This window comes from Kiloniella sp. (assembly GCF_048259265.1).
Taxonomy (GTDB): domain Bacteria; phylum Pseudomonadota; class Alphaproteobacteria; order Kiloniellales; family Kiloniellaceae; genus Kiloniella.
Window position 1 is genome coordinate 180,728 of the sequence record NZ_JBLXHT010000001.1, and the last position, 22,209, is coordinate 202,936.

General features: G+C 45.1%; 24 protein-coding genes and 1 tRNA gene. 14 read left to right on the forward strand and 11 right to left on the reverse strand.

Translation table 11 applies throughout. The features are described 5' to 3' along the window. Positions 1-24: 24 nt before the first annotated feature. The 3 genes from gpt to ACN0QW_RS00875 all read right to left on the reverse strand — a co-directional run bounded on the left by gpt (position 25) and on the right by ACN0QW_RS00875 (position 2,740). Positions 25-504 (reverse strand): xanthine phosphoribosyltransferase, encoded by a 480-nt coding sequence (gene gpt, locus ACN0QW_RS00865; RefSeq protein WP_299376667.1) that lies wholly within the window; start codon positions 502-504, stop codon positions 25-27. A 107-nt stretch (positions 505-611) separates the two neighbouring features. Then, entirely contained in the window at positions 612-1,367 is a 756-nt protein-coding gene (locus ACN0QW_RS00870) for a TSUP family transporter (protein ID WP_417427934.1), read from the reverse strand. Between the two features lie 209 nt (positions 1,368-1,576). Then, positions 1,577-2,740, reverse strand: a complete 1,164-nt coding sequence (locus ACN0QW_RS00875) for a hypothetical protein (protein ID WP_417427936.1) — start codon at positions 2,738-2,740, stop codon at positions 1,577-1,579. Positions 2,741-3,045: 305 nt separating this feature from the next. Here ACN0QW_RS00875 and ACN0QW_RS00880 point away from each other — a divergent pair. From ACN0QW_RS00880 to rfbB, 3 genes are all read left to right on the forward strand, one after another. Next, positions 3,046-3,122 (forward strand) — tRNA-Arg (locus ACN0QW_RS00880). A gap of 243 nt (positions 3,123-3,365) precedes the next feature. Continuing rightward, positions 3,366-3,812: a response regulator gene (locus tag ACN0QW_RS00885; protein ID WP_417427938.1), complete on the forward strand. Its 447-nt coding sequence runs from the start codon at positions 3,366-3,368 to the stop codon at positions 3,810-3,812. A 91-nt stretch (positions 3,813-3,903) separates the two neighbouring features. Beyond that, positions 3,904-4,965, forward strand: coding sequence for a dTDP-glucose 4,6-dehydratase (gene rfbB / locus ACN0QW_RS00890; protein ID WP_417427940.1), 1,062 nt, complete (start codon positions 3,904-3,906; stop codon positions 4,963-4,965). A gap of 104 nt (positions 4,966-5,069) precedes the next feature. On the opposite strand, the gene ACN0QW_RS00895 is transcribed toward rfbB, so the two are convergent. After that, positions 5,070-5,465, reverse strand: a complete 396-nt coding sequence (locus ACN0QW_RS00895) for a helix-turn-helix domain-containing protein (RefSeq protein WP_417427942.1) — start codon at positions 5,463-5,465, stop codon at positions 5,070-5,072. Positions 5,466-5,948: 483 nt separating this feature from the next. On the opposite strand from ACN0QW_RS00895, the gene ACN0QW_RS00900 reads away from it, so the two are divergent. Beyond that, positions 5,949-7,670, forward strand: a complete 1,722-nt coding sequence (locus ACN0QW_RS00900) for a putative bifunctional diguanylate cyclase/phosphodiesterase (RefSeq protein ID WP_417427944.1) — start codon at positions 5,949-5,951, stop codon at positions 7,668-7,670. A 129-nt stretch (positions 7,671-7,799) separates the two neighbouring features. Here the strand turns inward: ACN0QW_RS00900 and phaR are convergent, their stop codons facing one another. Further along, positions 7,800-8,411 carry a polyhydroxyalkanoate synthesis repressor PhaR gene (phaR, locus tag ACN0QW_RS00905; RefSeq protein WP_417427946.1) on the reverse strand — a complete coding sequence of 204 codons (612 nt, stop codon included), beginning with the start codon at positions 8,409-8,411 and terminating at the stop codon, positions 7,800-7,802. 226 nt (positions 8,412-8,637) lie between these two features. On the opposite strand from phaR, the gene ACN0QW_RS00910 reads away from it, so the two are divergent. From ACN0QW_RS00910 to ACN0QW_RS00930, 5 genes are all read left to right on the forward strand, one after another. After that, positions 8,638-9,066 carry a hypothetical protein gene (locus ACN0QW_RS00910; protein ID WP_417427948.1) on the forward strand — a complete coding sequence of 143 codons (429 nt, stop codon included), beginning with the start codon at positions 8,638-8,640 and terminating at the stop codon, positions 9,064-9,066. Continuing rightward, positions 9,044-10,123 (forward strand): alpha/beta fold hydrolase, encoded by a 1,080-nt coding sequence (locus tag ACN0QW_RS00915; protein ID WP_417427950.1) that lies wholly within the window; start codon positions 9,044-9,046, stop codon positions 10,121-10,123. Before ACN0QW_RS00910 ends, ACN0QW_RS00915 begins: the two co-directional genes overlap by 23 nt. A gap of 233 nt (positions 10,124-10,356) precedes the next feature. Then, the gene (locus ACN0QW_RS00920; protein WP_417427952.1) at positions 10,357-11,532 is read left to right on the forward strand and encodes an acetyl-CoA C-acetyltransferase; all 1,176 of its coding nucleotides are present in this window, start codon (positions 10,357-10,359) and stop codon (positions 11,530-11,532) included. Positions 11,533-11,724: 192 nt separating this feature from the next. Further along, a complete protein-coding gene (phbB, locus tag ACN0QW_RS00925) occupies positions 11,725-12,450 on the forward strand; it encodes an acetoacetyl-CoA reductase (protein ID WP_417427954.1) in 726 nt (241 codons plus the stop codon). A gap of 177 nt (positions 12,451-12,627) precedes the next feature. After that, complete coding sequence (locus ACN0QW_RS00930; protein WP_417427956.1) at positions 12,628-13,311, forward strand: HAD family hydrolase; 684 nt, start codon at positions 12,628-12,630, stop codon at positions 13,309-13,311. A 24-nt stretch (positions 13,312-13,335) separates the two neighbouring features. Here the strand turns inward: ACN0QW_RS00930 and ACN0QW_RS00935 are convergent, their stop codons facing one another. From ACN0QW_RS00935 to gloB, 3 genes are read right to left on the reverse strand one after another with little or no spacing between them, the layout of a single operon-like run. Then, positions 13,336-13,770, reverse strand: coding sequence for a cupin domain-containing protein (locus ACN0QW_RS00935; RefSeq protein WP_417427958.1), 435 nt, complete (start codon positions 13,768-13,770; stop codon positions 13,336-13,338). 4 nt (positions 13,771-13,774) lie between these two features. Next, entirely contained in the window at positions 13,775-14,392 is a 618-nt protein-coding gene (locus ACN0QW_RS00940) for a glutathione S-transferase N-terminal domain-containing protein (protein WP_417427960.1), read from the reverse strand. A gap of 57 nt (positions 14,393-14,449) precedes the next feature. Then, on the reverse strand, positions 14,450-15,214 hold the full coding sequence (gloB, locus tag ACN0QW_RS00945) for a hydroxyacylglutathione hydrolase (protein WP_417427962.1): 765 nt from the start codon (positions 15,212-15,214) through the stop codon (positions 14,450-14,452). Positions 15,215-15,394: 180 nt separating this feature from the next. Here gloB and ACN0QW_RS00950 point away from each other — a divergent pair, with 180 nt between their 5' ends. The 4 genes from ACN0QW_RS00950 (at position 15,395) to ACN0QW_RS00965 (ending at position 19,389) form a co-directional block, all read left to right on the forward strand. Continuing rightward, positions 15,395-16,165, forward strand: coding sequence for a class I SAM-dependent methyltransferase (locus ACN0QW_RS00950; protein ID WP_417427964.1), 771 nt, complete (start codon positions 15,395-15,397; stop codon positions 16,163-16,165). 318 nt (positions 16,166-16,483) lie between these two features. After that, positions 16,484-17,329 (forward strand): chorismate mutase, encoded by an 846-nt coding sequence (locus ACN0QW_RS00955; protein WP_417427966.1) that lies wholly within the window; start codon positions 16,484-16,486, stop codon positions 17,327-17,329. Between the two features lie 52 nt (positions 17,330-17,381). After that, on the forward strand, positions 17,382-18,464 hold the full coding sequence (hisC, locus tag ACN0QW_RS00960) for a histidinol-phosphate transaminase (protein WP_417427968.1): 1,083 nt from the start codon (positions 17,382-17,384) through the stop codon (positions 18,462-18,464). Further along, a complete protein-coding gene (locus ACN0QW_RS00965; RefSeq protein WP_417427970.1) occupies positions 18,457-19,389 on the forward strand; it encodes a prephenate/arogenate dehydrogenase family protein in 933 nt (310 codons plus the stop codon). The genes hisC and ACN0QW_RS00965 overlap by 8 nt, the downstream gene beginning before the upstream one ends. A 49-nt stretch (positions 19,390-19,438) precedes the next feature. Here ACN0QW_RS00965 and ACN0QW_RS00970 read toward each other — a convergent pair whose 3' ends face one another. Then, on the reverse strand, positions 19,439-20,500 hold the full coding sequence (locus ACN0QW_RS00970; RefSeq protein ID WP_417427972.1) for a DUF2125 domain-containing protein: 1,062 nt from the start codon (positions 20,498-20,500) through the stop codon (positions 19,439-19,441). A gap of 124 nt (positions 20,501-20,624) precedes the next feature. Here ACN0QW_RS00970 and ACN0QW_RS00975 point away from each other — a divergent pair, with 124 nt between their 5' ends. Continuing rightward, positions 20,625-21,215, forward strand: a complete 591-nt coding sequence (locus ACN0QW_RS00975) for a gamma-glutamylcyclotransferase (RefSeq protein ID WP_417427974.1) — start codon at positions 20,625-20,627, stop codon at positions 21,213-21,215. A 121-nt stretch (positions 21,216-21,336) separates the two neighbouring features. On the opposite strand, the gene ACN0QW_RS00980 is transcribed toward ACN0QW_RS00975, so the two are convergent. Together ACN0QW_RS00980 and ACN0QW_RS00985 are read right to left on the reverse strand one after the other, a co-directional pair. Then, positions 21,337-21,543, reverse strand: a complete 207-nt coding sequence (locus tag ACN0QW_RS00980) for a hypothetical protein (RefSeq protein ID WP_417427976.1) — start codon at positions 21,541-21,543, stop codon at positions 21,337-21,339. Next, complete coding sequence (locus tag ACN0QW_RS00985; RefSeq protein ID WP_417427978.1) at positions 21,544-22,194, reverse strand: lysophospholipid acyltransferase family protein; 651 nt, start codon at positions 22,192-22,194, stop codon at positions 21,544-21,546. Positions 22,195-22,209: the final 15 nt, after the last annotated feature.

Sequence of the window (22,209 nt, forward strand, 5' to 3'; positions counted from 1 at the left end):
AGCCGAATACTTTACGACGTTTAGTTAGTCGTATTTACCCTGAACCAATGGTGGGACAGTTTGTAGGGCAAGGTCCCAAGGGAAGTAAATCCAAGTATCTTGGCTGACTTCTGTAATGAAACTGTCAACGATATCGCGGCCAGCTGGTTTGGCGTAGAGTGTTGCGAAGTGAGCATCTGGCATCATCTCACGCACGGCGCGAGCTGTCTTTCCTGTGTCTACCAAATCGTCAACAATCAGCCAGCCTTTACTTTCTTTTGGTGACTCTTTGAGAACTTTGAGCTCACCTTGTTTGTTCTCGCTGGAATAGCTAACGATACAAACGGTGTCGATAAGGCGGATATCCAGTTCGCGCGCGATAATAGCAGCAGGTACCAGGCCACCACGTGTAACAGCAAGAATCCCTTCAAAAGGACCCTCGTTCATCAGGCGCCATGACAAGGCCTTGGCATCACGATGTAATTGTTCCCAAGATACGGGAAAAGTTTTTGGTTGTTCGGACACGGTTTTCGACTCCAATTTTAAATGATGCCGGAATAAAGCAGAACTGGCGAAAAATCTCAACCTTTAGAAGGGCAAACCTTGCCTGCCCTGATTGCAACGCTATAAATTTAGTTTAGCAGGGGTGCTGCGATGGATGAAAGAGAGCTTATGGCAAGGATGGAAAAAGCAATTGTTCGAAGCTTTTCAGGAGAAAACGCGTGGCCGAGTTTAACGCCTAAGTGTGAGCCCAGCGCGATCAATGGAGAAAAAGCAAGGCCGTAAAGCATAGGTGAAAAGACGCTATCACCCAGAACGAAGTACAGAACGACTGCATTTATCGGCGCTGAGGCAAGAAAGCTGGCAAAAAGAAAACTTCTTATCTGTCCGTTTGTCCATTTGTGGGCCATGACCCACAAAACAATCGGTGGGCCTCCAACAGCAATTAGTCCTGCTGTGTAGCCGCTGGCCCCAAATGCAATAAATGTCCAGAAGGGATGAAGCTTTTCTCGGGGGTGGGGCCTGACGATAAGCTGTAGAACCACAATTCCAAGAATGAGAAGGCCGACCAGTTGTTCAATTTGGTCTTTGTCTATGGTTGTGGTGATGTACCCAAGAGAAAGAATACCCAAAGGCAATGTGATGTACCTGATCACAGATCCTTTTATCAAAGGCTCATACTGGATGTGCTTATGTAGCTTGTATACCCCGACAAGAAGCTGAGCGAGGCCGGCAGTTAAAAGTAGTGGTACAATTGCGGTTAGTTCGATGCCGAGCAAGGTCAGGAAGGTTAAGGCAATTAGCCCAAAGGCAAAACCGACGGCCCCTTGAACCAAACTGGATATAAATAGAATAAAAGCGATGATGGGTATTAGGTCCGCTGACAAGGGGAGATCCAAGCTAAAAAATGAGTGAGGTGACAGAGCATGCTCTGAAGTATTTTTGCGAACGGGTCAATAGACTATAGGGGGTAAGAGATGAGCGTTTATGGAGGGGCTTGTATTGTTCTATGTTGTTCTCGCTCGGAAGATATTTCGAGACACAAAAAAAGCGGTATCAAAAATGATACCGCTTTTTTATAATTATTTAGATCCTGTTACCGTAAGTAAACATGAACCTCTGGAACCTGAGCGCCCGGATTACTGGTTGATGATAGCGATACGTGAGAGGCTGGTAAACCAAGCTTCGTCAATGAGCGCATAACATCTTCACCGTATTTGCGGGATTTGCTCGTTGCCAAGGCAACTTGAGCTGAATTCCCACGAGCTGGGGCAACCGTTACCAAGTCAAAAGCTGAACTCGGGCGACGATCCAATGCGCGACTAACGGCAGTGAAAAGTGCTTGTTCGTAATTCACATTTGGCTGATCAAAACGAATGATTGCCAAAGGTGGTTGACGTCCGACAAGGCCAGCAGTCCCGCCTGGTGGTGGAGGTACAGGAAGACCAAAAGTTCTGCTGCCAAGGTTGCCACCGATAAACTCACCGTTATCAACTGCAACCTGAAGGGCAGTCAGATTTGTACGTTCAGCAGAGAAGTAGTTCTGTGTACGCGCAATATCTTCGGTCAATTCATTCATCAGGCGGTCAAGAATAACAACCGTCTGGTTGGCTTCGTCTTCCAGAACAGCGAGCTGTCTGTGATCTTCATCCAAAGCACCACGTAATTCATACGTCGACTTTGCTGAATCCAGAACGAAGGCGGCAAGGGCAGAAGTTGATCCTGCTTCGTTGGAAAGGCTGTTTAAATTGGTGATACTCGCACCAACAGCTTCCAGTTCTTGCTGTGCTTTGTTCCAGCCGTTCACCATCTGTGGGTTACCGGGCGTGGTCCCAACCTGAAGACGCGTATTCATCGCAGCAATAATGGAATGGTAAGTTCCGGCACTACCGCGTGCGTTGTTACGCTGTGTCTGTAAGTTGTTATTATGATGTATCAAACGAGCTTGAAGCCTCGAAAGATCACCGCGTAGCTCTTCAACCTTTTTGCCAACATGCGTTCCTGTTGGTTGTCCCGGCGTTACCCCCGGAGATTCAAAAATGGTTGAGCCCAGCAAAGGCAAGCCAGAGATGTTATCGGTTACAACTGTATCAGGAACGACAGGTGCCTCTGCAGCAGTCGTCGTTGCATCTTCTACAGTTTCTTCCCCGACAATAGAAGGCCACAAGGCTTCTTCGGTAAAAGAACAACCATTTAATAACATCACCGCAGCCAAAGCTGTAACGGTATTACGCAAAACAGAGGATTTAATGGATCCCATTGACAAGTCCGCACTGTTGATTGTGATCAGCCAAATATATCATCTCTCAAATCTAGTATTATTACTATAATTGATACGGGAAAAACGCCCGAAAAGATACACGAGTTGACCAACCCCCCAAAATACTTAGGCCAGATACTACTTGAAGGGAGTCTCAGGGACAAGAGTTTTCCCACCAACTAATTGATAGTTAGGCATGAGATTAAAAAAAAATACGAATCTGCGATTTAGGGCTTGCATCCTTACAGAAGCAAGAGTAACTTCCGCCTCGTTTTCAGGGATCTACTCTGGAGACGCTTTGAAACGCACCCGTAGCTCAATTGGATAGAGCACTTGACTACGAATCAAGAGGTTTCAGGTTCGAGTCCTGACGGGTGCGCCATTCTGATAAAGCTCGGCCTAAAGCCGGGCTTTTTTCTTGTCCGATTTCTGCGTCCTGTTTCGGTTTTTGTTTTTTGTGAATCCGTTGGCGCACTTCTCCTAAATAAAAATTATTGTTTGCTTATGTGTATCGCTGCTTTTGTTTGTCGCTGGCTTCGGGCTATAAGTTTGTCATCTCACAATAAGGCGGATAATTCTGCTATTATTTTGTAAAAGACAGCTTTGGAATATTTGCGAGGGTATTTTGTCCGCCTACGATTTGTCAGGATTGAATGTGATGGTTGTTGATGATAGTGCGCATATGCTGCGTATTGTTAAGACAATTTTCACTGCAATGGGAATCTTTGATGTTCAATATATTCGCGATGTCGAAGCTGCTAGGGTAGAGCTGAAGTTTAAAAAGCCTGATATTATTATTACGGACTGGGAAATGGAGCCTGTGGATGGTTTGGAATTTACCCGGGGCCTCAGAAAAGAAGGCGGTTTTTTTAGTCGTGTTCCGATAATTCTTTTGACGGGACATACTGAATACGATCGAGTGATGGAGGCCATCCAGTCAGGCGTTAGTGACGTTTTGGCAAAGCCTGTTTCTATTGAAATCTTTCACCGTCGCCTGTGCCGTATTATTGATATTTCGTCCATGTCTGTCGCGGATAATTCTGAAGATGATGAGTATTTGGAAATCGGGTAACGTATAGGGCGCTTTTTTAGCGAGCGACTTCACTATCAAGTCTTTGTTCTTTTCATTAGTTTATACCGTCAAACTTTAGGTGAGGCCTTTAATGAGTGCAGAGCATTTTTGGAAAGACAAACGGGTTCTTGTAACTGGCGGCGCTGGTTTTATTGGTGCAGAGATTGTTCGACAGTTAAGCCGTTTAGATGCCGACAAAATTATTGTTCTGGATAAGTTGACCTATGCCGCTGATCTTAGGCGGTTAGATGGCTTTCAGAAATATTTTTCTGTCAACAAAGTTGCTCTTGAAGATAATGAAGCGGTCAGAAGTACTTTCAAAGATGCCCAGCCAGACATTGTGATCCATGCAGCAGCTGAAAGCCATGTTGATCGATCAATTGACGGACCAGGTGATTTTATAAGCAGTAATATTGTCGGAACTTTTAATTTACTGCAGAATACCCTAAATTTTTGGAAGGAAAAGGGAGCCCCCGCGCAATTTCGATTCCTGCATATCTCTACTGATGAAGTTTACGGTTCTCTTGGGGCAAGTGGCTTTTTCAATGAAGAGAGTTCCTACGATCCCCGGTCACCCTATTCAGCATCGAAAGCGGCCTCAGATCATATCGTAAAAGCTTGGTGGCATACTTATGGTCTGCCAGCAATGATTACGAACTGTGGTAATAATTATGGTCCATGGCAGTTTCCCGAAAAGCTTATTCCCTTAATGATTGCGAACGCGATTGATGGGAAAGCTTTGCCGCTTTATGGGGATGGAAGCCAAGTGAGAGAGTGGATACATGTGTCAGATCATGTCCAAGCTCTTCTTCTAACCCTGGAAAAGGGAGATGTTGGTGAAACATATCTCATTGGGTCTGGAGAGGAGCGCACAAACTGTTCGGTTGTCGAAGGGGTCTGTGACCATATGAATCAATGTTATCCGGCCAGAGAGAATTTTTCTGATTTGATTGTAAATGTTCAGGATCGTCCGGGGCACGATAAACGGTATGCTCTAGATGTCTCGAAGTTTAAGTCTAAAACAGATTGGTCGCCAAAAGTTAGCTTTGAACAAGGACTTGTTGATACTGTTGATTGGTATCTTGAAAACCAATCTTGGTGGCGCGAGATCCAAACCGAAAAGTATAATCAAGAAAGGCTAGGGGTTCTTTAGGAATAGAGCTTTCGTCAGTAACCCGATGAATTCTAGATATTGATAAGCCCGGTTAATGTATCTGAGGCATTTGACTCGATTTGATGTTCTGGCTTGTTTGTGATTCAGGCTGTTTCAGGATCAGTCAGTGATTGCTCTGATAATACCCTGCAAAGCATACTTAAAGCGTCCTGATGTTTTTCATTTTTGATATTGGTGAAGTTCCGCGCGAGATCCAAACACATTCGTTGACGTTCGCTCACGGTACCTTGAGTGTCATGAAGCCCTTCGTAAAAGAAACTTATCTCTACCCCCAGGGCTTGTGAGATTTCATACAAACGACCAGCAGAAACCCTGTTTATGCCGCGTTCATACTTATGAGCTTGTTGGTAAGTTACCCCGATTAAATCGGCTAGTTGCTGTTGAGTTAGGCCCAGCATAGTTCTGCGTTCACGTATTTTCTGACCTACATGGTTCTCAATACGGTATGTGTCGGAAGGTTTTTTTGTTGCACGAGTCACGAAATTTACTCACTTAATACGGATGCTTACATAGCAAAGTGTTTACATTATTTTTAGTGTGAAATAGACCGTTTGAGGGTGAGTTTCAATAGAAATTGTATAAAATGTTTTGAAAATTATATTTTGTACTTAGGCGGTGTGTGTATTAACTTTTTATTAACCAATATCGAGTGTGTATTCCATGGTAGATATTAAAAGAAATAGTTTTTGTATTTTCGCTTATTTTGAAACTTGATTTGGATATTTAATTTGTTCTAGACACTTTGCTTAATATTTTGTTCTCAAAGCGAAAATAAGTTTCTTGCAACTGAATTGATAAAGCCTTTATACAAAACCCATTATTTATTTATTGCGATTAATTATGAACTGGATTCAGTATTCGTTAATGACTTAATCGCTATTATTCATTTGAATTTAACGTGAATATCAGTGTCTTGTGCGGGTATTTATAGTTGTCCATCTTCAGGTAGGAGTAGACAGACCGTGCTCCGGTCCGCTCGTGATAATAATATAGATCTTTCTCTTCTGGACCAGATGACAACCGCATTGGAGTCATCAGGCGATGTCATGTACGAATGGGACTTGGCAACAGATAGCCTTATGTGGTTGGGCAGAGCTGCGTCTCTTTTTGGTTTGGATGATAATTTGATCCCAGCCACAGGTGAAACCTTTCACAATCGTATTAACCCCGAAGATCTTCCAGCAAGAATGCGTAATTTAACAGATCATTTTTCTGGTGAGGCCCTCTACGATTGCGAATATCGCATTCGGGATGGCGCGGGTAATTTTCAATGGGTCCACGATAGAGGGTCGGTTGATGTTTCGACCACAGGGGCACCAACAAGGTTGACTGGCGTGCTACGCCCCGTAACCGTCAAGAAACAGGCAGAGGCAAGGCTTGAATATCTTGCCAGCTACGATGAGCTTTCTGGGCATTTTAATAAGTTGAGGTTAAGGGAATCTCTGGATTTCTCTCTTGAGCAGGCTATCCGATACAGTAATGTGGGCACTTTCTTGGCCGTTGGTGTCGATCATCTCGGTATGATTAACACCGCTTATGGCTTTGAAGCGGGTGATGCCGTTTTGGTCGAGGTTGGTGAACGCCTGGATAAAAGCATTCGGGGGGCTGATATTGTTGGTCGCCTTGGGGGCGATCGATTCGGTGTAATCATGAGTGTCGCTTCGCATGAGGAAGCAGACACCATTGCTGATCGCATTTTACAAACCGTTCGTGAAATACCGTTTGAGATAAACAATGAACGTATTTACGTGACGGTCTCTGTTGGTTTTGTCGACTTTCCTGAACAGACAAAAACCAGTTTTGATGCTTTTGCAAAAGCTGAAAGCGCTTTGTTGGACGCAAAGTCAAATGGCCGTGATTGTGTTAAGCCTTACAAGTTAACTGTAGAGCAGTGTGAAAACTATCGAACCAGTATGATCATTGGTGAGGAAGTCAAGCTAGCCCTGAAAGAAGACAGGATTGCCTTGGCTTATCAGCCGATTGTCGATTCTGAAAGTCATGAGCTTATTTTGGTTGAAGCTCTTTTGCGCATGTTTGATCGCGATGGAAAGACCGTTCCGGCAGGGCGGTTCATACCTGTTGTCGAACAGTTGGGCATGATGCGGGTTATTGATCGTAGAGTTTTGGAGTTGGCCTTAGAGGACTTGGTCCGGTATCCGAACATTACGATGTCCTTGAATATATCTGGGCTGACAGCATCAGATCGCAGCTGGCTGAGGGCGTTGTCTTCGCGTGTGAAGTCGAGGCCAGATATTGCCAGTCGGTTGATTGTTGAAATCACAGAAACAGCGGCGCTTCATGACTTGGAAGAGTCAGCGCGTTTTGTCTCTGCTGTAAGGCAACTTGGTTGTAAGGTTGCTATTGATGATTTCGGAGCAGGCTATACAACGTTTAGGCATCTTAAAACGCTTACAGTAGATATTATCAAGATAGATGGTTCATTTATTGCTGGTATTCTTGATAATGAGGAAAATCAGATTTTTGTTAGAAATCTTCTGGGTTTAGCCAAAGCGCTAAATCACACAACAATTGCTGAATTTGTTGAAACGGCTGAAGAAGCTGAGTTCCTCTCTCGTGAAGGGATTGACTTGCTTCAGGGTTTTTATTTTGGGAAGCCGGAAATTAAACCTGATTGGCTTATCGAAAATGTTGGGGTTAAAGACGCAATTGTTTTCCCAATATAAGTAACCAGTTCAAAATTTTGTCAATAATAGCTTATTCAAAAGTGGCTCCCGATTTATTGGGAGCCACTTTGTTGTTGGGTTTTTCCTACCTAGTCTGTTGACGCGGCGGTTTTGTTGTCGTGCTGGGAACTATTTTTTTTTGCTTAGGGCGTCGAGTTGTTTTTGCAACTGTTCAACCTGTGTTTTCAGGTCGTCGAACCCACCATTATCAGTCTTAGCAGCGGATTGTTTTTCCTCTGGTTCCTCGGTATTTGGTGTTGAGGACGGTTGCGGGTTCTGAAAGGGGGACAGCATTTGCATGGCGTTTTCAAAAAGAGCCATGTTTTGTTTGTTCATTTCATCCAGATTGCCAAAAGGAAAAATGCCGCCAAAGGTTTCTTGCATTGACTGGCGCATTTTATCCTGATTTTCGGAAAACCCTTCCATCATGTGTTCCAGATATTTGGGAACAACCCATTGCATGGAATCGCCATAAAGGCTGATCAATTGACGCAAGAAGGAAATAGGCAACAAGTTTTGCCCTTTTGCTTCTTCTTCGACAATGATTTGGGTTAGGACGGATCGTGTGATGTCATTTCCAGACTTCGCATCATAGACAACGAACTCTACGTCATCTTTAACCATCTGGCATAGATGATCCAATGTCACATAACTGCTTGTCGCTGTGTTGTACAAACGTCGGTTTGCGTATTTTTTTATAACGATAGTATCGTCATTATTCCCTGATTTTGAGGTCGCCAAGATCCTCGCCTCCAATGCTTATTATGTTTACCAGTTTCTGTTGCTGGCTCATTGCTGTTTGTGCACTGCTTCTTAAATATTGCTGCGCTGCGATGCTCTCTGTCAATGAATTGGATGTAAAAGCCTTAAAAAAAGAGAATTTTTTGTCTGTTTTTCTCATTGCTTGTGCGAATATAGCCATTAGGCAACGCAATACGAATACGTATACTATGGGAGAGGGGCCTTTTTGGACAGGGAAAAAGATATCGATCAGCTTGCTGATGAATATTTGGATCTATGGATCAGCCATCTTTCCAAATTGCAGCTGACTCCATGGCATTTGATGGCGGATATGTCTGCAGATCTCGATCCTGCAACAATTGATCTGTACAGAAAGTGGGAAGCTTTTTACCATAGCACCTATCATCCTGATACAGCAGGAGAGGTAAATCCGCTTTTGTCCGTATTGAGAAAAGATATGGGGCATTCAGAAAGGGCTGGGACGGGTGGAAAGCAATCGCAAGAAAAGTCCAATTCCGCTACCAATGCACATGATGTCGGCGTTGATGACGTTGCAGAGCTCAAAGCTCGGCTTGGGGTTCTTGCAAGGCGAATTGCCGAACTCGAAGCTGGCTCTGGAAATACCGGAGACGATGAAAGCAAGGATAGCAGCTGAAGTATTAGGTGATGACCCTCTAAAACTTTCTACGGCAATTGATGGCGCTATAGCTAGACGTTTTTCTTTTTATCAAGAGGGAATCCAAAAATATCAAAATGCTGAGTTCGTTAACAAACGGAAGGCACTGCCGACAGTCTGGACCAAAGGTTCAGCCTCTCTTTTGAGTTATAGAAAAGAGATCGATGATTATCCTCTTTTTGTTATCCCTTCGTTGGTTAACCGCTATTACATTCTTGATTTACTAAAGGAGAACAGTTTTCTCCGATGGCTGACCAATGAAGGTTGGGGGCCTTACGTAATGGATTGGGGGCATCCTGGCCCGGCCGAGAGCAACTTTGGTCTTGAAGACTATATTGTCCAATATTTATTACCGGCTTTGAAAGAAGTGGAAAAAAGAAGCGGAAAAAAACCGATCGTAATCGGCTATTGTATGGGGGGGACCTTAGCAACCGCTTTGTCCGTTTTGGCTCAACCGTTGGTCAAGTCCCTCGTACTTATCGCGAGCCCATGGGATTTTCACGAAAAAGAAGATCAAAGAGCAATTCAACAAGGGCGTTGGCTTCAAAGTCTTTTACCGTGGATAAATACTGTGGGGCACTTTTCTGGCGAGGGGCTGCAAAGTTTGTTTGCGTCTTTGGATCCGACATTGTCGTTACGGAAATTTTTGAACTTCAGGCAACTTGATGTGGATACGGAGCAAGAAAAAGTCTTTATATCTTTGGAAGACTGGTTGAATGATGGGGTGTCTCTTACACAGAAAGTTGCCTGTGAGTGTCTTCAGGAATGGTATGGTGAAAACCTGACTGAAAAAGGTCATTGGGTAGTTTCGGGTGAGAAGATTGCTTTAAATAAGGTGCGAGTGCCAACCTTGTCTGTTGTGTCTGATAATGACCGGATTGTGCCGAAGGCGTCATCTCTTGCGCTGTCTGCCGGTATTGATCGCAGTACGTTGATTGAAACCCCATTGGGGCACATTGGTATTATGGTTAGTCGCAATGCACAATCAAAAGTCTGGAAGCCAATTGTAGATTGGATGGAACAATTTGGATCATAAAAATGCAATATAATTTCAATATTTGAGGGTATAAATAAATTTTTATGTCACGATAGTGCAATAATGTCTTGATTTTTGATGGCTAGCCTCGTTATGGTTTATGTAATAATTTTGCAGTGCAGCATTGCGCTGGCAATGAATAGGATAAGGTAACTGGTTGTTCAGGGGAATACGAGCTTCTGGTTTTATGGAAATTATTTTTTGAGATACAGCTTTTCTGAAAGGTATCTGTAATGTCTGGTGTTGTTATTGTTGGGGCGGCGAGAACCCCGGTTGGCGCGTTTGGCGGGGGTCTCTCAACGGTTCCTGCCGCGGAACTTGGAACGATTGCTATTCGCGAAGCGCTTGCACGCGCAGGTGTTTCACCTGAAAGTGTCGATGAAGTTATCCTTGGTCAAATTTTGACGGCAGGGGATGGCCAGAATCCTGCTCGTCAAGCCGCGTTGGGCGCTGGTATTCCAAACGAAAAGACTGCCTATATCATTAATCAGATTTGCGGATCAGGGTTGCGGACGGTGGCGTTAGGGTATCAATCCATTGCCTTGGGTGATGCCGATGTCGTCGTTGCTGGCGGTCAAGAGAACATGAGCTTAGCTCCGCATGTCTCGCACATGCGTACGGGAACCAAAATGGGTGATGTCAAACTTGTTGATACGATGATCAAGGACGGATTGTGGTGCGCAATGAATGATTACCACATGGGAAAAACAGCAGAAAATATCGCAACAAAATTTAATATATCCCGTGAAGATCAAGATGCTTTTGCTGCCGGGTCCCAGCAAAAAGCTGCGATTGCGCAGGAAGCTGGATACTTCAAGGATGAGATTGTTCCTGTCACAGTTAAAACCCGACGCAGTGAAGTTGTTGTCGCGACAGACGAACATCCAAAGCCTGATACAACGGCTGAAGGGCTTGCCAAGTTAAGAGCCGCATTTGATCGTGAAGGCACTGTAACGGCAGGAAATGCATCAGGCATTAATGATGGTGCGGCCGCGGTTGTGATGATGTCTGAAAGCAAGGCGCAAGCTGATGGCATTAAGCCGCTGGCGAAAATTGTATCTTGGGCAACGGCTGGTGTGGACCCCGCCATTATGGGGACTGGTCCTATTCCGGCCAGCCGTAAGGCATTAGAAAAAGCCGGGTGGACGATTGACGATGTCGAGTTGGTTGAAGCCAACGAAGCATTTGCTGCGCAAGCCATCGCTGTTAACCGGGAACTTGGCTGGAATGAGGATATTGTGAACGTAAACGGTGGTGCAATTGCTCTGGGACACCCAATTGGGGCTTCAGGTGCGCGTGTCCTTGTGACGCTGCTTCATGAAATGCAGCGACGTGATGTTAAAAAAGGATTAGCGACCCTTTGTATCGGCGGCGGACAGGGAATTGCTCTCTGTGTTGAGCGCGATTAAGAAAATCAGGGAGACTGTTGATGAAACAAAAAATAAAAATATCATCGACAGCAACTCTTTGTGGAAAGGCTGCCTTTGTTCTGGGCGGCCTTTTTTTGTAGATGCCTCGCGATTTTGTCCAAAAATCCTAGGTTAAATTACAGAAATTTAGGGTTCTGCCCTGAGACAGCAAATAACGAAGGGAAATAAAAAATGTCTCGTGTTGCTCTTGTAACCGGAGGTACCAGAGGAATTGGTGCGGCCATTTCAATTGCCTTGAAAAAGGCTGGGTACAGTGTTGCAGCCAGTTATGCTGGAAATGACGAAGCTGCGCAAAAGTTCCGGGATGAAAATAAAATCGCAGTTTTTAAATGGGATGTTGGCGATTTCGATGCCTGCCAAGAAGGCATTGCCCACGTAGTAAAAGAGTTGGGTGCAATAGACGTTCTTGTGAACAATGCGGGTATTACAAGGGACACAACGTTGCATAAAATGGATCAGTCCAAGTGGCAGGCCGTGATAGACACTAATCTCAACTCTCTGTTTAATATGACGCGCGGTGTGATTGATGGCATGCGAGAGCGCAATTATGGGCGCGTTATTAGTATTTCATCGATCAATGGCCAAAAGGGACAGTTTGGCCAAGCAAACTACGCTGCGGCGAAAGCGGGTGTGATTGGGTTTACCAAGTCAGTGGCACAGGAAAATGCAAGTAAGGGCATCACAGCAAATGTTGTCGCGCCGGGGTATATCGGTACAGAAATGGTGCGGGCTGTTCCCGAGGAAATTCTCAATAGCAAAATTATCTCACAGATACCTGTTGGACGGTTGGGAGAGCCAGAAGAAGTGGCGGATTGTGTTGTCTTTCTGGCATCCGAAAAGTCTGGCTTTGTGACGGGTTCTACCTTGAGTGTGAATGGCGGCCAGTATATGGACTAAGCGTAATTGAGACGCGATTTCTTAAGAAAACCAAGAATGCTTGGTTCATGATTGAAACCCTGTTACCTCAGCCCTCTACTGAGATAACAGGGTTTTCTTTTATCTGTCTTGATTGTGCCATAAGCCACAGGTAATTCTCTGGAATATTAGAACTTTATTAGAAGTGATAAGAGATCTATGACGATTTTTCCTGAACTTATTATTTTCGATTGTGATGGTGTCTTGGTTGATAGTGAAGCGCTGGCGGCTCGAATTGTATCGCAGACACTTGCCAATTATAACATTATGTTAGGCCCACAAGATGTTGCCAATCAATTCGCAGGATATACCGATGACGCCATAAGGGATCATTTCAATAAAATCTCTGACGCGAAATTACCGGAAGACTTTGCGCAGATTGTTGAACGCGCAACGATTGATCAGATGGCAGATGAACTTGTAACACTTCCCTTTATCAAAGAAACACTTTCAACACTTGAATACCCCTTTTGCGTCGCCTCTAACAGTAGAACTGATCGGCTGAATAGTGCGCTCGATGAAACCGGATTGGGAAATTTTTTCGTCAAAGAAAGGCGATTCAGCTCTTCTATGGTCAAACACCCAAAGCCTGCACCTGATTTACATCTGATGGCTTGTGAAATGATGAAGGTTAAGCCAGAACAGGCTTTGATTATCGAAGATACGGTTACTGGTGTTACGGGGGCCAAGAATGCGGAAATAGCTGTTCTTGGTTTTGTCGGAGCAGAACATATTGTGGACAAAGAAGGTCAAGGGCAAAAGCTGATAGAAGCTGGCGCCTATGCTGTTTTTGACGATATGCGCCAGCTTTCAGTGATGTTAAAGGATTATGCTGTTGCGTAATAACTTTTCTTTTGATTGTCTGGGTTAGCATGATTCCCCTGGCGTCCAATCGGGCGGAGCTAGCTCAAACCCATCAAAATCAAAAGCCGGTGCGACGGTACAGCCGACAAGTACCCATCCCTGATCCGCACAGGCTGCTTGCCAGTGGTCTTTAGGAATGATGTGTTGTGGTGTTTGTCCTGCAATAACATCGGGCCCTAAAGTAACGGTCGTTTCAGTTTTCTCGTCATGAGACTTCAAAGTAAGGGCGCTACCCGCGTACCAATGCCACATTTCGACAGCATCTACTTTGTGCCAATGAGAGCTTTGGCCCTTTTCCAGTAAAAAGAAAATTGCAGTTTGGTCCCCTCTGCCGCCATCAGAAGGCTGGTGGCGATAGGTTTCTTTGTACCACCCCCCTTCTGGGTGAGGTTGAAGATCAAGATGTTTGATTATTTCTTGTGCAGAGTAGCTCTTCATATTTTTATGAGCCTGTCGGCGGGGATGTTTTTACAAAGGAGGAGCGCTCTGAAGCTTGCTTGAACCAGCCAGAGAGATTTGGGTGGCTTGCACGCCAGTCTTCATCTGCATATCTGAAATCAAGATAAGCCAGTGCACAGGCGAGACTTATTTCTGCGAGGCCAAAATTTTCGCCAAGAGTTTTGTCTATAACGGCTTGCTCAAATACATCCAATGTGGTGTCGATTTTGAATTTTTGGGCTTCGTGCACAGAATCAAGTTGATGTTCGCTTGGGCGTTGACGTCGCTCCATTGTTCTCAATAGGCTGGCATCCATAATGCCATCTGCTAGAGCATGGAAATTCAGGGCTTTCCAGCGAGCATCGCCCGATGCTGGAATAAGTGCAGGAGATTGGTTCAGGCTTTCCAGATATTCACAGATCAGGGGTGAATCGCATAGGATTGTTCCTTCACGTGTTTCAAGCGCGGGAACCTTCCCCAAGGGATTTTTTTGCCAAATTTCTGATTCTTTAGTGAAGGTTCCCATGGGGACGAGATTGATTTCACTCTCCAATCCTTTTTCCACGGCGAGCATAAGCACTTTACGGACGTAGGGGGAGGTGGGCGAAAAACATAAATACATTGATGGCTCCGATATTAGGGTACGATTAAATGCCTGATTGGCTTCGTATGGAGGGTGTTAAAAATTGTCTTTGCGGTTACGGATTTCCCTGAACACATCTGCATCTGTCGCGGAAAGCATGTTCAATTTTTCCCGAATGCCGATATCGTCGGGTCTAAGGAAAGGGTTGGTTTTTAACTCTTCACTTAACAAGCTTGGTACTGTTGGTTGGTTATCTTTTCGCAAACTCTTTATCTTTTTAACCCTGTTTTCGAGATCCGGGTTATCCGGGTCTATTGTTAGCGAAAACTCTGCATTTGAGAGAGTATATTCATGTGCGGAATAGATAAGTGTTTTTTCTGGAAGGGTGAGGTATTGCTGAAGAGACTGCCACATCATTTCTGGTGTGCCTTCGAACAGGCGACCGCACCCCAATGAAAACAGGCTGTCGCCGGGAAAGAGGATGTTATCATCTTCAAACCAATAGGCAATGTGACCCAAAGTATGACCTGGAACATAAAATACTTTTGCTGTTTTTGATCCAAACTGAATGCTGTCCCCACCATCAACCATAAGATCCATGCCATCAATACGGTGTTGATCCCTTTGTGGGCCGGTGACCTTTGCGTTGGTTTTGTGTTTGATATCTGCCAGACCGCCAATGTGGTCATCATGATGATGGGTCAGGATTACATCTGTGATCGTCCAACCAAGTTCACCTGCTTTTTCAAGAATTACGTCTGAAACACCAGGGTCTATGACAGCAACGGCGCCTGTGTCTGTATCTTTAATTAGGTAGCTGTAGTTATCGCTCAGTATAGGGATTTGTCTGACATCAAGCATATTCATTTCCAATTGGAGGAGCTTAAAGATATAAAATGTAACAGCCTTTTTGGCTTTTCATTTGTTAAGGTGATCTTAGCAACCTATGTTTTAAAGATCGACGATCGATTTTTTTTTTGATTATGATTTTCGCTACTGGTTTATGGCGACACAAATTTCTAGTGAGAAGCAGATAAAAGAATGTGGACTGACGTTGTTGATCTTCAGGGATTTTACGGCACCCGTTTGGGGGAAACTGCCGCGCACGTCATTCGTGGGAGTATTCGCGAACACTGGAGAAACTTAAAAGGTAAATCTGTTTTAGGGCTTGGATATACCACGCCGTACCTTACACAGTTCGAAGATGAAGCCGATCGTGTCCTGGCATTTATGCCTGCATCGCAAGGTGTTTGCCACTGGCCCCGCGGGGGGCCGGGGAAAACATCTCTAGTCGATGAAACAAAGCTGCCTCTACCAGATTATTCTATTGATAGAGTCCTGTTGGTTCATGGTCTGGAAAGCAGTGAATATCTACGAGATATGTTGCGAGAAATATGGCGCGTCCTGACCAGTGACGGTCGATTGCTTATTGTTGCCCCGAACCGACGGGGTATCTGGGCACGGGTAGATAAAACCCCTTTTGGCTGGGGGCGCCCTTTTAGTCGGTCACAGATCTCGCAGCTTTTGAATGATGCATTGTTTGTGCCGATAACGACCAACAGATCTCTTTACGTCCCACCCAGCCAACGGTTGACCTTTTTGCAATCGGCACCTGCGTGGGAACGAATGGGGAAAAGATTTTTCCCGACGTTTGCAGGTGTTTTAACTGTTGAGGCTGGTAAGCAGTTATATGCCCCTGGAACCCCTAAAAAGGTTCAGAATATACGCCGTTCAAGCCTGGTGGGCGCCCCACAAGCCTATCAAAATACATCAAAAATCTATCATATTTCGAAGCCATCAAAGCATTCCTGATTATAATCTTAATCCGAATTAAGTTTAAAGTTTATCCCTTGGGTTGTTTTGAGACGGCAGTTATTAGAGTGTGTATGAGGTAAGTTAACTTATGTGAGAGAAGAATTTATTGCTGGTTTGTCCTTATCCGGAATCGTTCAGCTAGATACGGTCATTTATTCGCAAAACCTGATGTGCTGAGGCAACTTGTCAGCTGTCAGGTATTTGAAGTTAATTAAGGCGTCTGTCTTACTCTATGCATGAATCTTTCCTTTTACTTTTCGCCCCCTCTATGTCTATCTCTTCTCTGGAATAGCGAATCACAGGCCTTTAAAAATTATGTCTGAAAAAGATAAATTTTCTTCTTTGCGAAGCCAGATTGATGAAATCGACAATCAAATCCATGACCTTTTGATGAAAAGGGCGGGTGTTGTCCAATCGATCGTGAAAGAAAAAGGGCAATCTTCGACAAGTCTTGATGCTGGTAGAGAAGCAGAAGTGTTGCGCTGCCTTATTAAGCGGCATGACGGTATCTTGCCTAAATCAGCGATTGTTCGTCTGTGGAGAGAGATCTTTGCAAGTACACTACAGCTGGAAAACAGGTTTTCCGTATCTGTATGTGTCCCTGAAGGCGACAATACCTACTACGATCTGTCTCGGGAACATTTTGGCATGGAGACGCCGATCTCTAGCCGTCAGACAGTGATGAGTGTTTTGCGTGAAGTCACGGACGGCGCAGCAACTGCGGCTGTTCTTCCTCTACCACAAGCAGGAGAAGGTAATCCTTGGTGGCTTTCTCTTGCACAGGGAGAAGGCGCAACAAACGCCAGAATTATCGCGCGCTTACCTTTTTATCAGATGTCCAACACTGATGGCCCCGAAGGGGTTATCGTTGGATTGGGTGCTCAGGAAAAAACAGGCCATGATCGCAGTTATATTGTGGTCGAATCTGCTGAGCCTTTGTCTCGTACAACTCTGACGAATTTGTTGGAAAAATCTGACTTGAAACCCGTTAATATTCAAATCCACACGCCTGATCCGTCTGTATGGTTACAGTTGATCGAAGTGGATGATTATGTGGCACTAGGTGATGAGCGCTTGGCCAAACTAGCCGAATTGTCAGATCAAAGGATTACACATGCCTGGACAATCGGTGGTTATGCGGTTCCATTGACGGACGCATAATTTCATCAGGACATTGCCGATAACTATTCAGTAAAATAAGAGAGTTTTTACAATGGCTTTAAAACCGCAACCCGGAATTATGGATGTATCCCCTTATGTTGGCGGAGAATCTAAAGTTGAAGGTGTCGATCGGATTTGCCGCTTGGCTTCGAATGAAAACCCATTAGGTGCTTCTGACGCGGCTAAAAAGGCTTATCTCGCAATCGCAGAGGACCTTCATCGATATCCGGACGGTGGCTCTTATTTACTGAGAACAGGTATCGCCGAAGCAGAAAATCTGGATGCAGACAGAATTGTGTGTGGGGCTGGTTCTGATGAACTGTTAGGCCTTCTGATTAACGCATACGTTGGCGTTGAAGATGAAGTTGTTTATAACGAGCACGGCTTTTTGATGTACCCGATTGGTACCAAGATTGCCGGCGGTGTACCTGTTAAAGCCCGAGAAAAAGATCTGCGTATTGACGTCGATGCGATGTTGGCAGCCGTGAGCGATAAAACGCGTATCATGTTCTTGGCGAACCCGAATAATCCAACCGGAAGCTATGTCACTGAAACTGAATTGCGAAAATTGCGCACTGAGTTACGGGACGATGTGCTGCTGGTTATTGATGCGGCCTATTGTGAATATGTCGATAACGGGAATTATATCAGTGGTGCGACCTTGGTCGAAGAAAATGACAATGTGGTTATGACACGGACATTTTCAAAGATACACGGTCTTGCGTCGCTTCGCTTGGGATGGGCCTATTGTTCAGCAGAAGTCGCTGACGTTCTCAACCGTGTTCGCGGTCCGTTTAATGTCAGCTTGGCTGCGCAGGCGGCGGGTGTTGCTGCAATCAAAGATAAAGAACACATTACCCGGTCAAAAGAACTTAATAGTCGTCTGCTTAACTGGTTCCGCCAACAGGTGTCTGAACTTGGTTTGGAAACGCATGATTCTGTCGGTAACTTTGTTCTGGTGAACTTTGGTTCCGGTGAACGCGCAGCAGCAGCTCTGACATTCCTGAAAAACAAAGGTGTTCTGGTGCGTGGTATGTCTGCCTATGGATTGGCAGAACATATTCGTATTTCAATCGGAACCGAAGATGAGATGAGGGTGGTGGTCGATAGTCTCACCGCATTTATCAATGACTGAAAAAAAAGACCCACTTTTTAATAAAATCGCTTTGGTTGGAATTGGGCTGATCGGCTCGTCTCTGGCTCTTGCAACGCGTAAAAATGGTTTGGCAAAAGAAATTGTTGCCTGTGCTCGCAGCCAGGGCACCCGCGATACAGCCATGAGATTAGGTTTGGTTGACGCGATCTATGAAACGCCTGCCGAAGCTGTGGTTGATGCTGATCTGGTGATCCTTTGCACGCCGGTTAGTACTTATGATGACTTGGCCTGTGCAATGGCACCGTCTTTGAAGGAAGGCGCTATTGTCACAGATGTCGGATCTGTCAAAGAATCGGTTATTCGGGATGTGGGGCCGCATTTGCCTGATGGCGTACATTTTGTTCCGGGGCACCCGATTGCAGGTACAGAACATTCAGGTCCAGAGGCAGGCTTTGCAGAATTGTTTGAAGGGCGTTGGTGTATTTTAACACCTGTTCCCGGTACCAACAGCAAAACGCTTGATCTTATCACGGATTACTGGGCTTCCTTGGGCAGTATGGTTGAAATCATGACGGCTCACCATCATGATAAAGTTTTGGCGATTACATCTCATTTGCCTCATTTGATCGCATATACAATCGTGGGGACGGCAACAGACCTAGAGGAAACCCAACAGGCCGATGTTGTGAAGTTCTCAGCGGGTGGTTTTCGTGATTTTACACGAATTGCAGCCTCTGATCCCATTATGTGGCGTGATGTGTTCTTGAACAATCGCGAAGCCGTTTTGGAAATGCTGCAAAGATTTTCCGAAGACTTGTCCGTGCTTCAAAGAGCGGTAAGGTGGGGCGAAGGCGATGTTCTGGAAGATCGCTTCCGGAAAACCCGGGATATTCGCCGCGGTATTGTGGATGCGCATCAGGCGGGTACGTTTGATGCTCGAGAACCAGATAGCACTCAGGATTAATTGTAAAAAAGCTCACTTCTTCGGAAGTGAGCTTTTTTTATTGATACTGTTACTTTGCGATGGGCGGTAGCTTAAGTAGCGTAACCTGGCCAATAGAGAGCCATCCGTCTTTCATAATAAGTGGGACTTCTATTTCATGGCGTCCGCGCTCGTTTGTTTTTCCCAAGGCAGCCAAGGATAACTTTATGCCAAAGCTTTGCCCTTTGTTTATAAGGCCGGTCTTTTCTAGCTTTTTAACAACGGCTCCAGCTCCTTCAATTCTGCTGTCTAGGTTCCCCGAAGGCCTGAGCAAATTGTCCACGGCTATTTTGCCCCTGGCATCCAGTAGTAGTGGGCCCCAGCGTAAGCTCATATCGTGCAGGGATAGAAAACCACCTGTATCCCGCCAGATATGAAGGGCTTTCTTAAGCTTGGCTTTTGGGACTGTACCATACAACGTCCCGTCCAGATTTAACTGAGATATCGGACCCTTTAGAGGCGTTTTATCCAATTCAGGGTGATTTATATCCTGCGCTTTAATGAGGATATTGAACTCTTGAAGCGGGTTTTGGGCCGACGCTGATTTCAGAGGGCCAAGAGTTGTATCCAGTGTTGTTATTGTAAGGGGATGATGGTTCTCACGGGTTACGACGAGTTTGTCGGCCTGAAGCCGAGCATTGAGTAACTCACCTTCAAGGGTTAGCTGTGCGGTGGATTTTGCCAACTCGCTTTCGATTGTTATCGGGGGATGGTTATTGGGAAGACCGCCAATAAAATGTTCTGTACTCAGATCTACGACCATGCTGAGTGGCGACCAAGGTGTTGCTTCAGCGCTTAGGTGAGGCGTCTGCCAGTACCATCCCTCGGGGGATTTAATGCGAGGTTCTTTGAGGTCTACCCGAACTAAAAAGGGGAACCCACTTATGAATAGTGGGCCATGAGAAATTTCAAACCCTCGGGATCGTTGTTTTTCGCTCCATCTGTTCAGGCTTGTTTCCATTTGGCTTGCGGCCCAAAACCAAAAAGCAATAGAGAATGAGATGAAGAGTATGCATAGTGTCAGGCCGGATATGACCAACTTCTTTGCTATGCCAGACGATTGATTGACGTTTTTGTCCGCATCTACAGACATTTTATATCGCCCCTTGGTTTCTATAGAACTAAATCATTTTAATTGAGGGCGTTGCTTTTCGTTTGGCAAAGCAATCGTTACACTCATCTTTCTTTAGCCATAGACGATTCGGAGAACCAGAGCAATGTCGACCCCTGAATTAAGGGCCTTCTATGATTCGAAATTACCGCTCAAAGAGGGCCAGGATTTTTGGGTGTTTGGCTATGGTTCTTTAATGTGGAACCCTGGTTTCCCGCATGTTGAGGTCCAACCAGCGGTGTTGGATGGCTTTCATCGACATTTTTGTATCTATTCTTTCTTTTACCGTGGAACGCCTGAATGCCCGGGGCTTGTTCTTGGGTTGGACCAAGGTGGTTCCTGTGTTGGAATGGCTTATAAAGTTCCTGCGGCAGAACGCGCTGTGGTGATGGATTATCTTTTTGAGCGAGAAATGATTTCTGGCGTATACCACCCGGGTTGGTACGATATCTCGCTGAAGTCAGGTGAGAAAGTTATAGCTGCAACTTTTGTGGCGGATACGAAGCACAATCAATATGCAGGTCGCTTAAATAATCAGGAACTGATTTCACATATTCTTCAAGGCGTGGGTAGTAGCGGTCAATGCTTTGAATATCTCGACAACACTGTGTCACACCTCAAGGCACTGAATATTGATGATCCTGGGCTGGAAGAACTTCTTGATAACGTAGTTGAGGCTCAAAAGCATCTTCCCTGAACTTGGGTTCGTTTTTCCTCAAGGAAGGCGGGTTAGTAAAAGCGGAAATCAATGTCACTATTCCAGAGAAATATGTCTTGGAATGCCCGGGGGTGATTTGGCAGGCTAGATTTGTAAGACTTTATTTGTCTGGTATGCTTTGAGCCACATATTGGATCAAGGCGTCAAAGTCGGTCAAAAGCCAAAATAAGCCGAGAACGATAATTCCCCCTAGCGGCATTATGTACCAAGGATGATTGAAGGGGACATTCTCGCCACAGGCATAACAGATATCTTCGTCGATGCCGATTTCTGTTGAACACTTTGGACATTTACGAGGCTTAGACATTTATGCCTCTTTTTTCTGCTCAGCTTCATTCATAAGACGATTACTGGCTTTTTCTATGGTGTCTTGCATTGTTTTCATAAACACTTTTCTGTCGAGGCCCGCAGGGATAACGGGTAGATATTCAAGTATAATATTGCCGGGTTTTTTAACGAAAGCATCTTTGCCCCAGAACAGACCAGAATTAACAGCCGCTGGGCAAACGGGCACATTTAACCCGCTATAGAGCGCAACAATTCCTGTTTGATAGTTTGGTTTCTGATGTGGGGTTGCCCTTGTCCCTTCTGGGAAAATGATGACTGGGCGACCGTTGTCTAACGGTTCTTTTGCCTCTTTGATCATTTGCCGAAGAGCTTTCATCCCTGCTTTGCGGTTAATGGCAACTACACCACTTTTCCAAAGATACCACCCGAAAAAGGGTATCATCAAAAGTTCTTTTTTTAGGATGAAACAAGGATTGTTTGAAAAAGCCATCAAAGCGATAGTTTCCCAAGCAGATTGATGTTTACTGACCAATAGGAACCCCCCCTCTTTGGGGATATTTTCTTGCCCACGAATTTCATAGGTCGTGCCGCATATGACTTTGAGGAGCCAAAAAATTACCCGTGCCCAATAGTGCCCGGCGTGTAGCATAAAGCGCTGAGGGAATACCATGAGTATAAGGCATGG

Excerpts from the sequence above, each read along its gene's own strand:
- ACN0QW_RS00875 (WP_417427936.1), bottom strand. The coding sequence starts at position 2,740 with ATGGGATCCATTAAATCCTCTGTTTTGCGTAATACCGTTACAGCTTTG.
- rfbB (WP_417427940.1), top strand. The coding sequence starts at position 3,904 with ATGAGTGCAGAGCATTTTTGGAAAGACAAACGGGTTCTTGTAACTGGC.
- ACN0QW_RS00915 (WP_417427950.1), top strand. The coding sequence starts at position 9,044 with ATGAAAGCAAGGATAGCAGCTGAAGTATTAGGTGATGACCCTCTAAAA.
- ACN0QW_RS00920 (WP_417427952.1), top strand. The coding sequence starts at position 10,357 with ATGTCTGGTGTTGTTATTGTTGGGGCGGCGAGAACCCCGGTTGGCGCG.
- phbB (WP_417427954.1), top strand. The coding sequence starts at position 11,725 with ATGTCTCGTGTTGCTCTTGTAACCGGAGGTACCAGAGGAATTGGTGCG.
- ACN0QW_RS00930 (WP_417427956.1), top strand. The coding sequence starts at position 12,628 with ATGACGATTTTTCCTGAACTTATTATTTTCGATTGTGATGGTGTCTTG.
- ACN0QW_RS00935 (WP_417427958.1), bottom strand. The coding sequence starts at position 13,770 with ATGAAGAGCTACTCTGCACAAGAAATAATCAAACATCTTGATCTTCAA.
- ACN0QW_RS00940 (WP_417427960.1), bottom strand. The coding sequence starts at position 14,392 with ATGTATTTATGTTTTTCGCCCACCTCCCCCTACGTCCGTAAAGTGCTT.
- gloB (WP_417427962.1), bottom strand. The coding sequence starts at position 15,214 with ATGCTTGATGTCAGACAAATCCCTATACTGAGCGATAACTACAGCTAC.
- ACN0QW_RS00950 (WP_417427964.1), top strand. The coding sequence starts at position 15,395 with ATGTGGACTGACGTTGTTGATCTTCAGGGATTTTACGGCACCCGTTTG.
- ACN0QW_RS00955 (WP_417427966.1), top strand. The coding sequence starts at position 16,484 with ATGTCTGAAAAAGATAAATTTTCTTCTTTGCGAAGCCAGATTGATGAA.
- hisC (WP_417427968.1), top strand. The coding sequence starts at position 17,382 with ATGGCTTTAAAACCGCAACCCGGAATTATGGATGTATCCCCTTATGTT.
- ACN0QW_RS00965 (WP_417427970.1), top strand. The coding sequence starts at position 18,457 with ATGACTGAAAAAAAAGACCCACTTTTTAATAAAATCGCTTTGGTTGGA.
- ACN0QW_RS00970 (WP_417427972.1), bottom strand. The coding sequence starts at position 20,500 with ATGTCTGTAGATGCGGACAAAAACGTCAATCAATCGTCTGGCATAGCA.
- ACN0QW_RS00975 (WP_417427974.1), top strand. The coding sequence starts at position 20,625 with ATGTCGACCCCTGAATTAAGGGCCTTCTATGATTCGAAATTACCGCTC.
- ACN0QW_RS00980 (WP_417427976.1), bottom strand. The coding sequence starts at position 21,543 with ATGTCTAAGCCTCGTAAATGTCCAAAGTGTTCAACAGAAATCGGCATC.
- ACN0QW_RS00985 (WP_417427978.1), bottom strand. The coding sequence starts at position 22,194 with ATGGTATTCCCTCAGCGCTTTATGCTACACGCCGGGCACTATTGGGCA.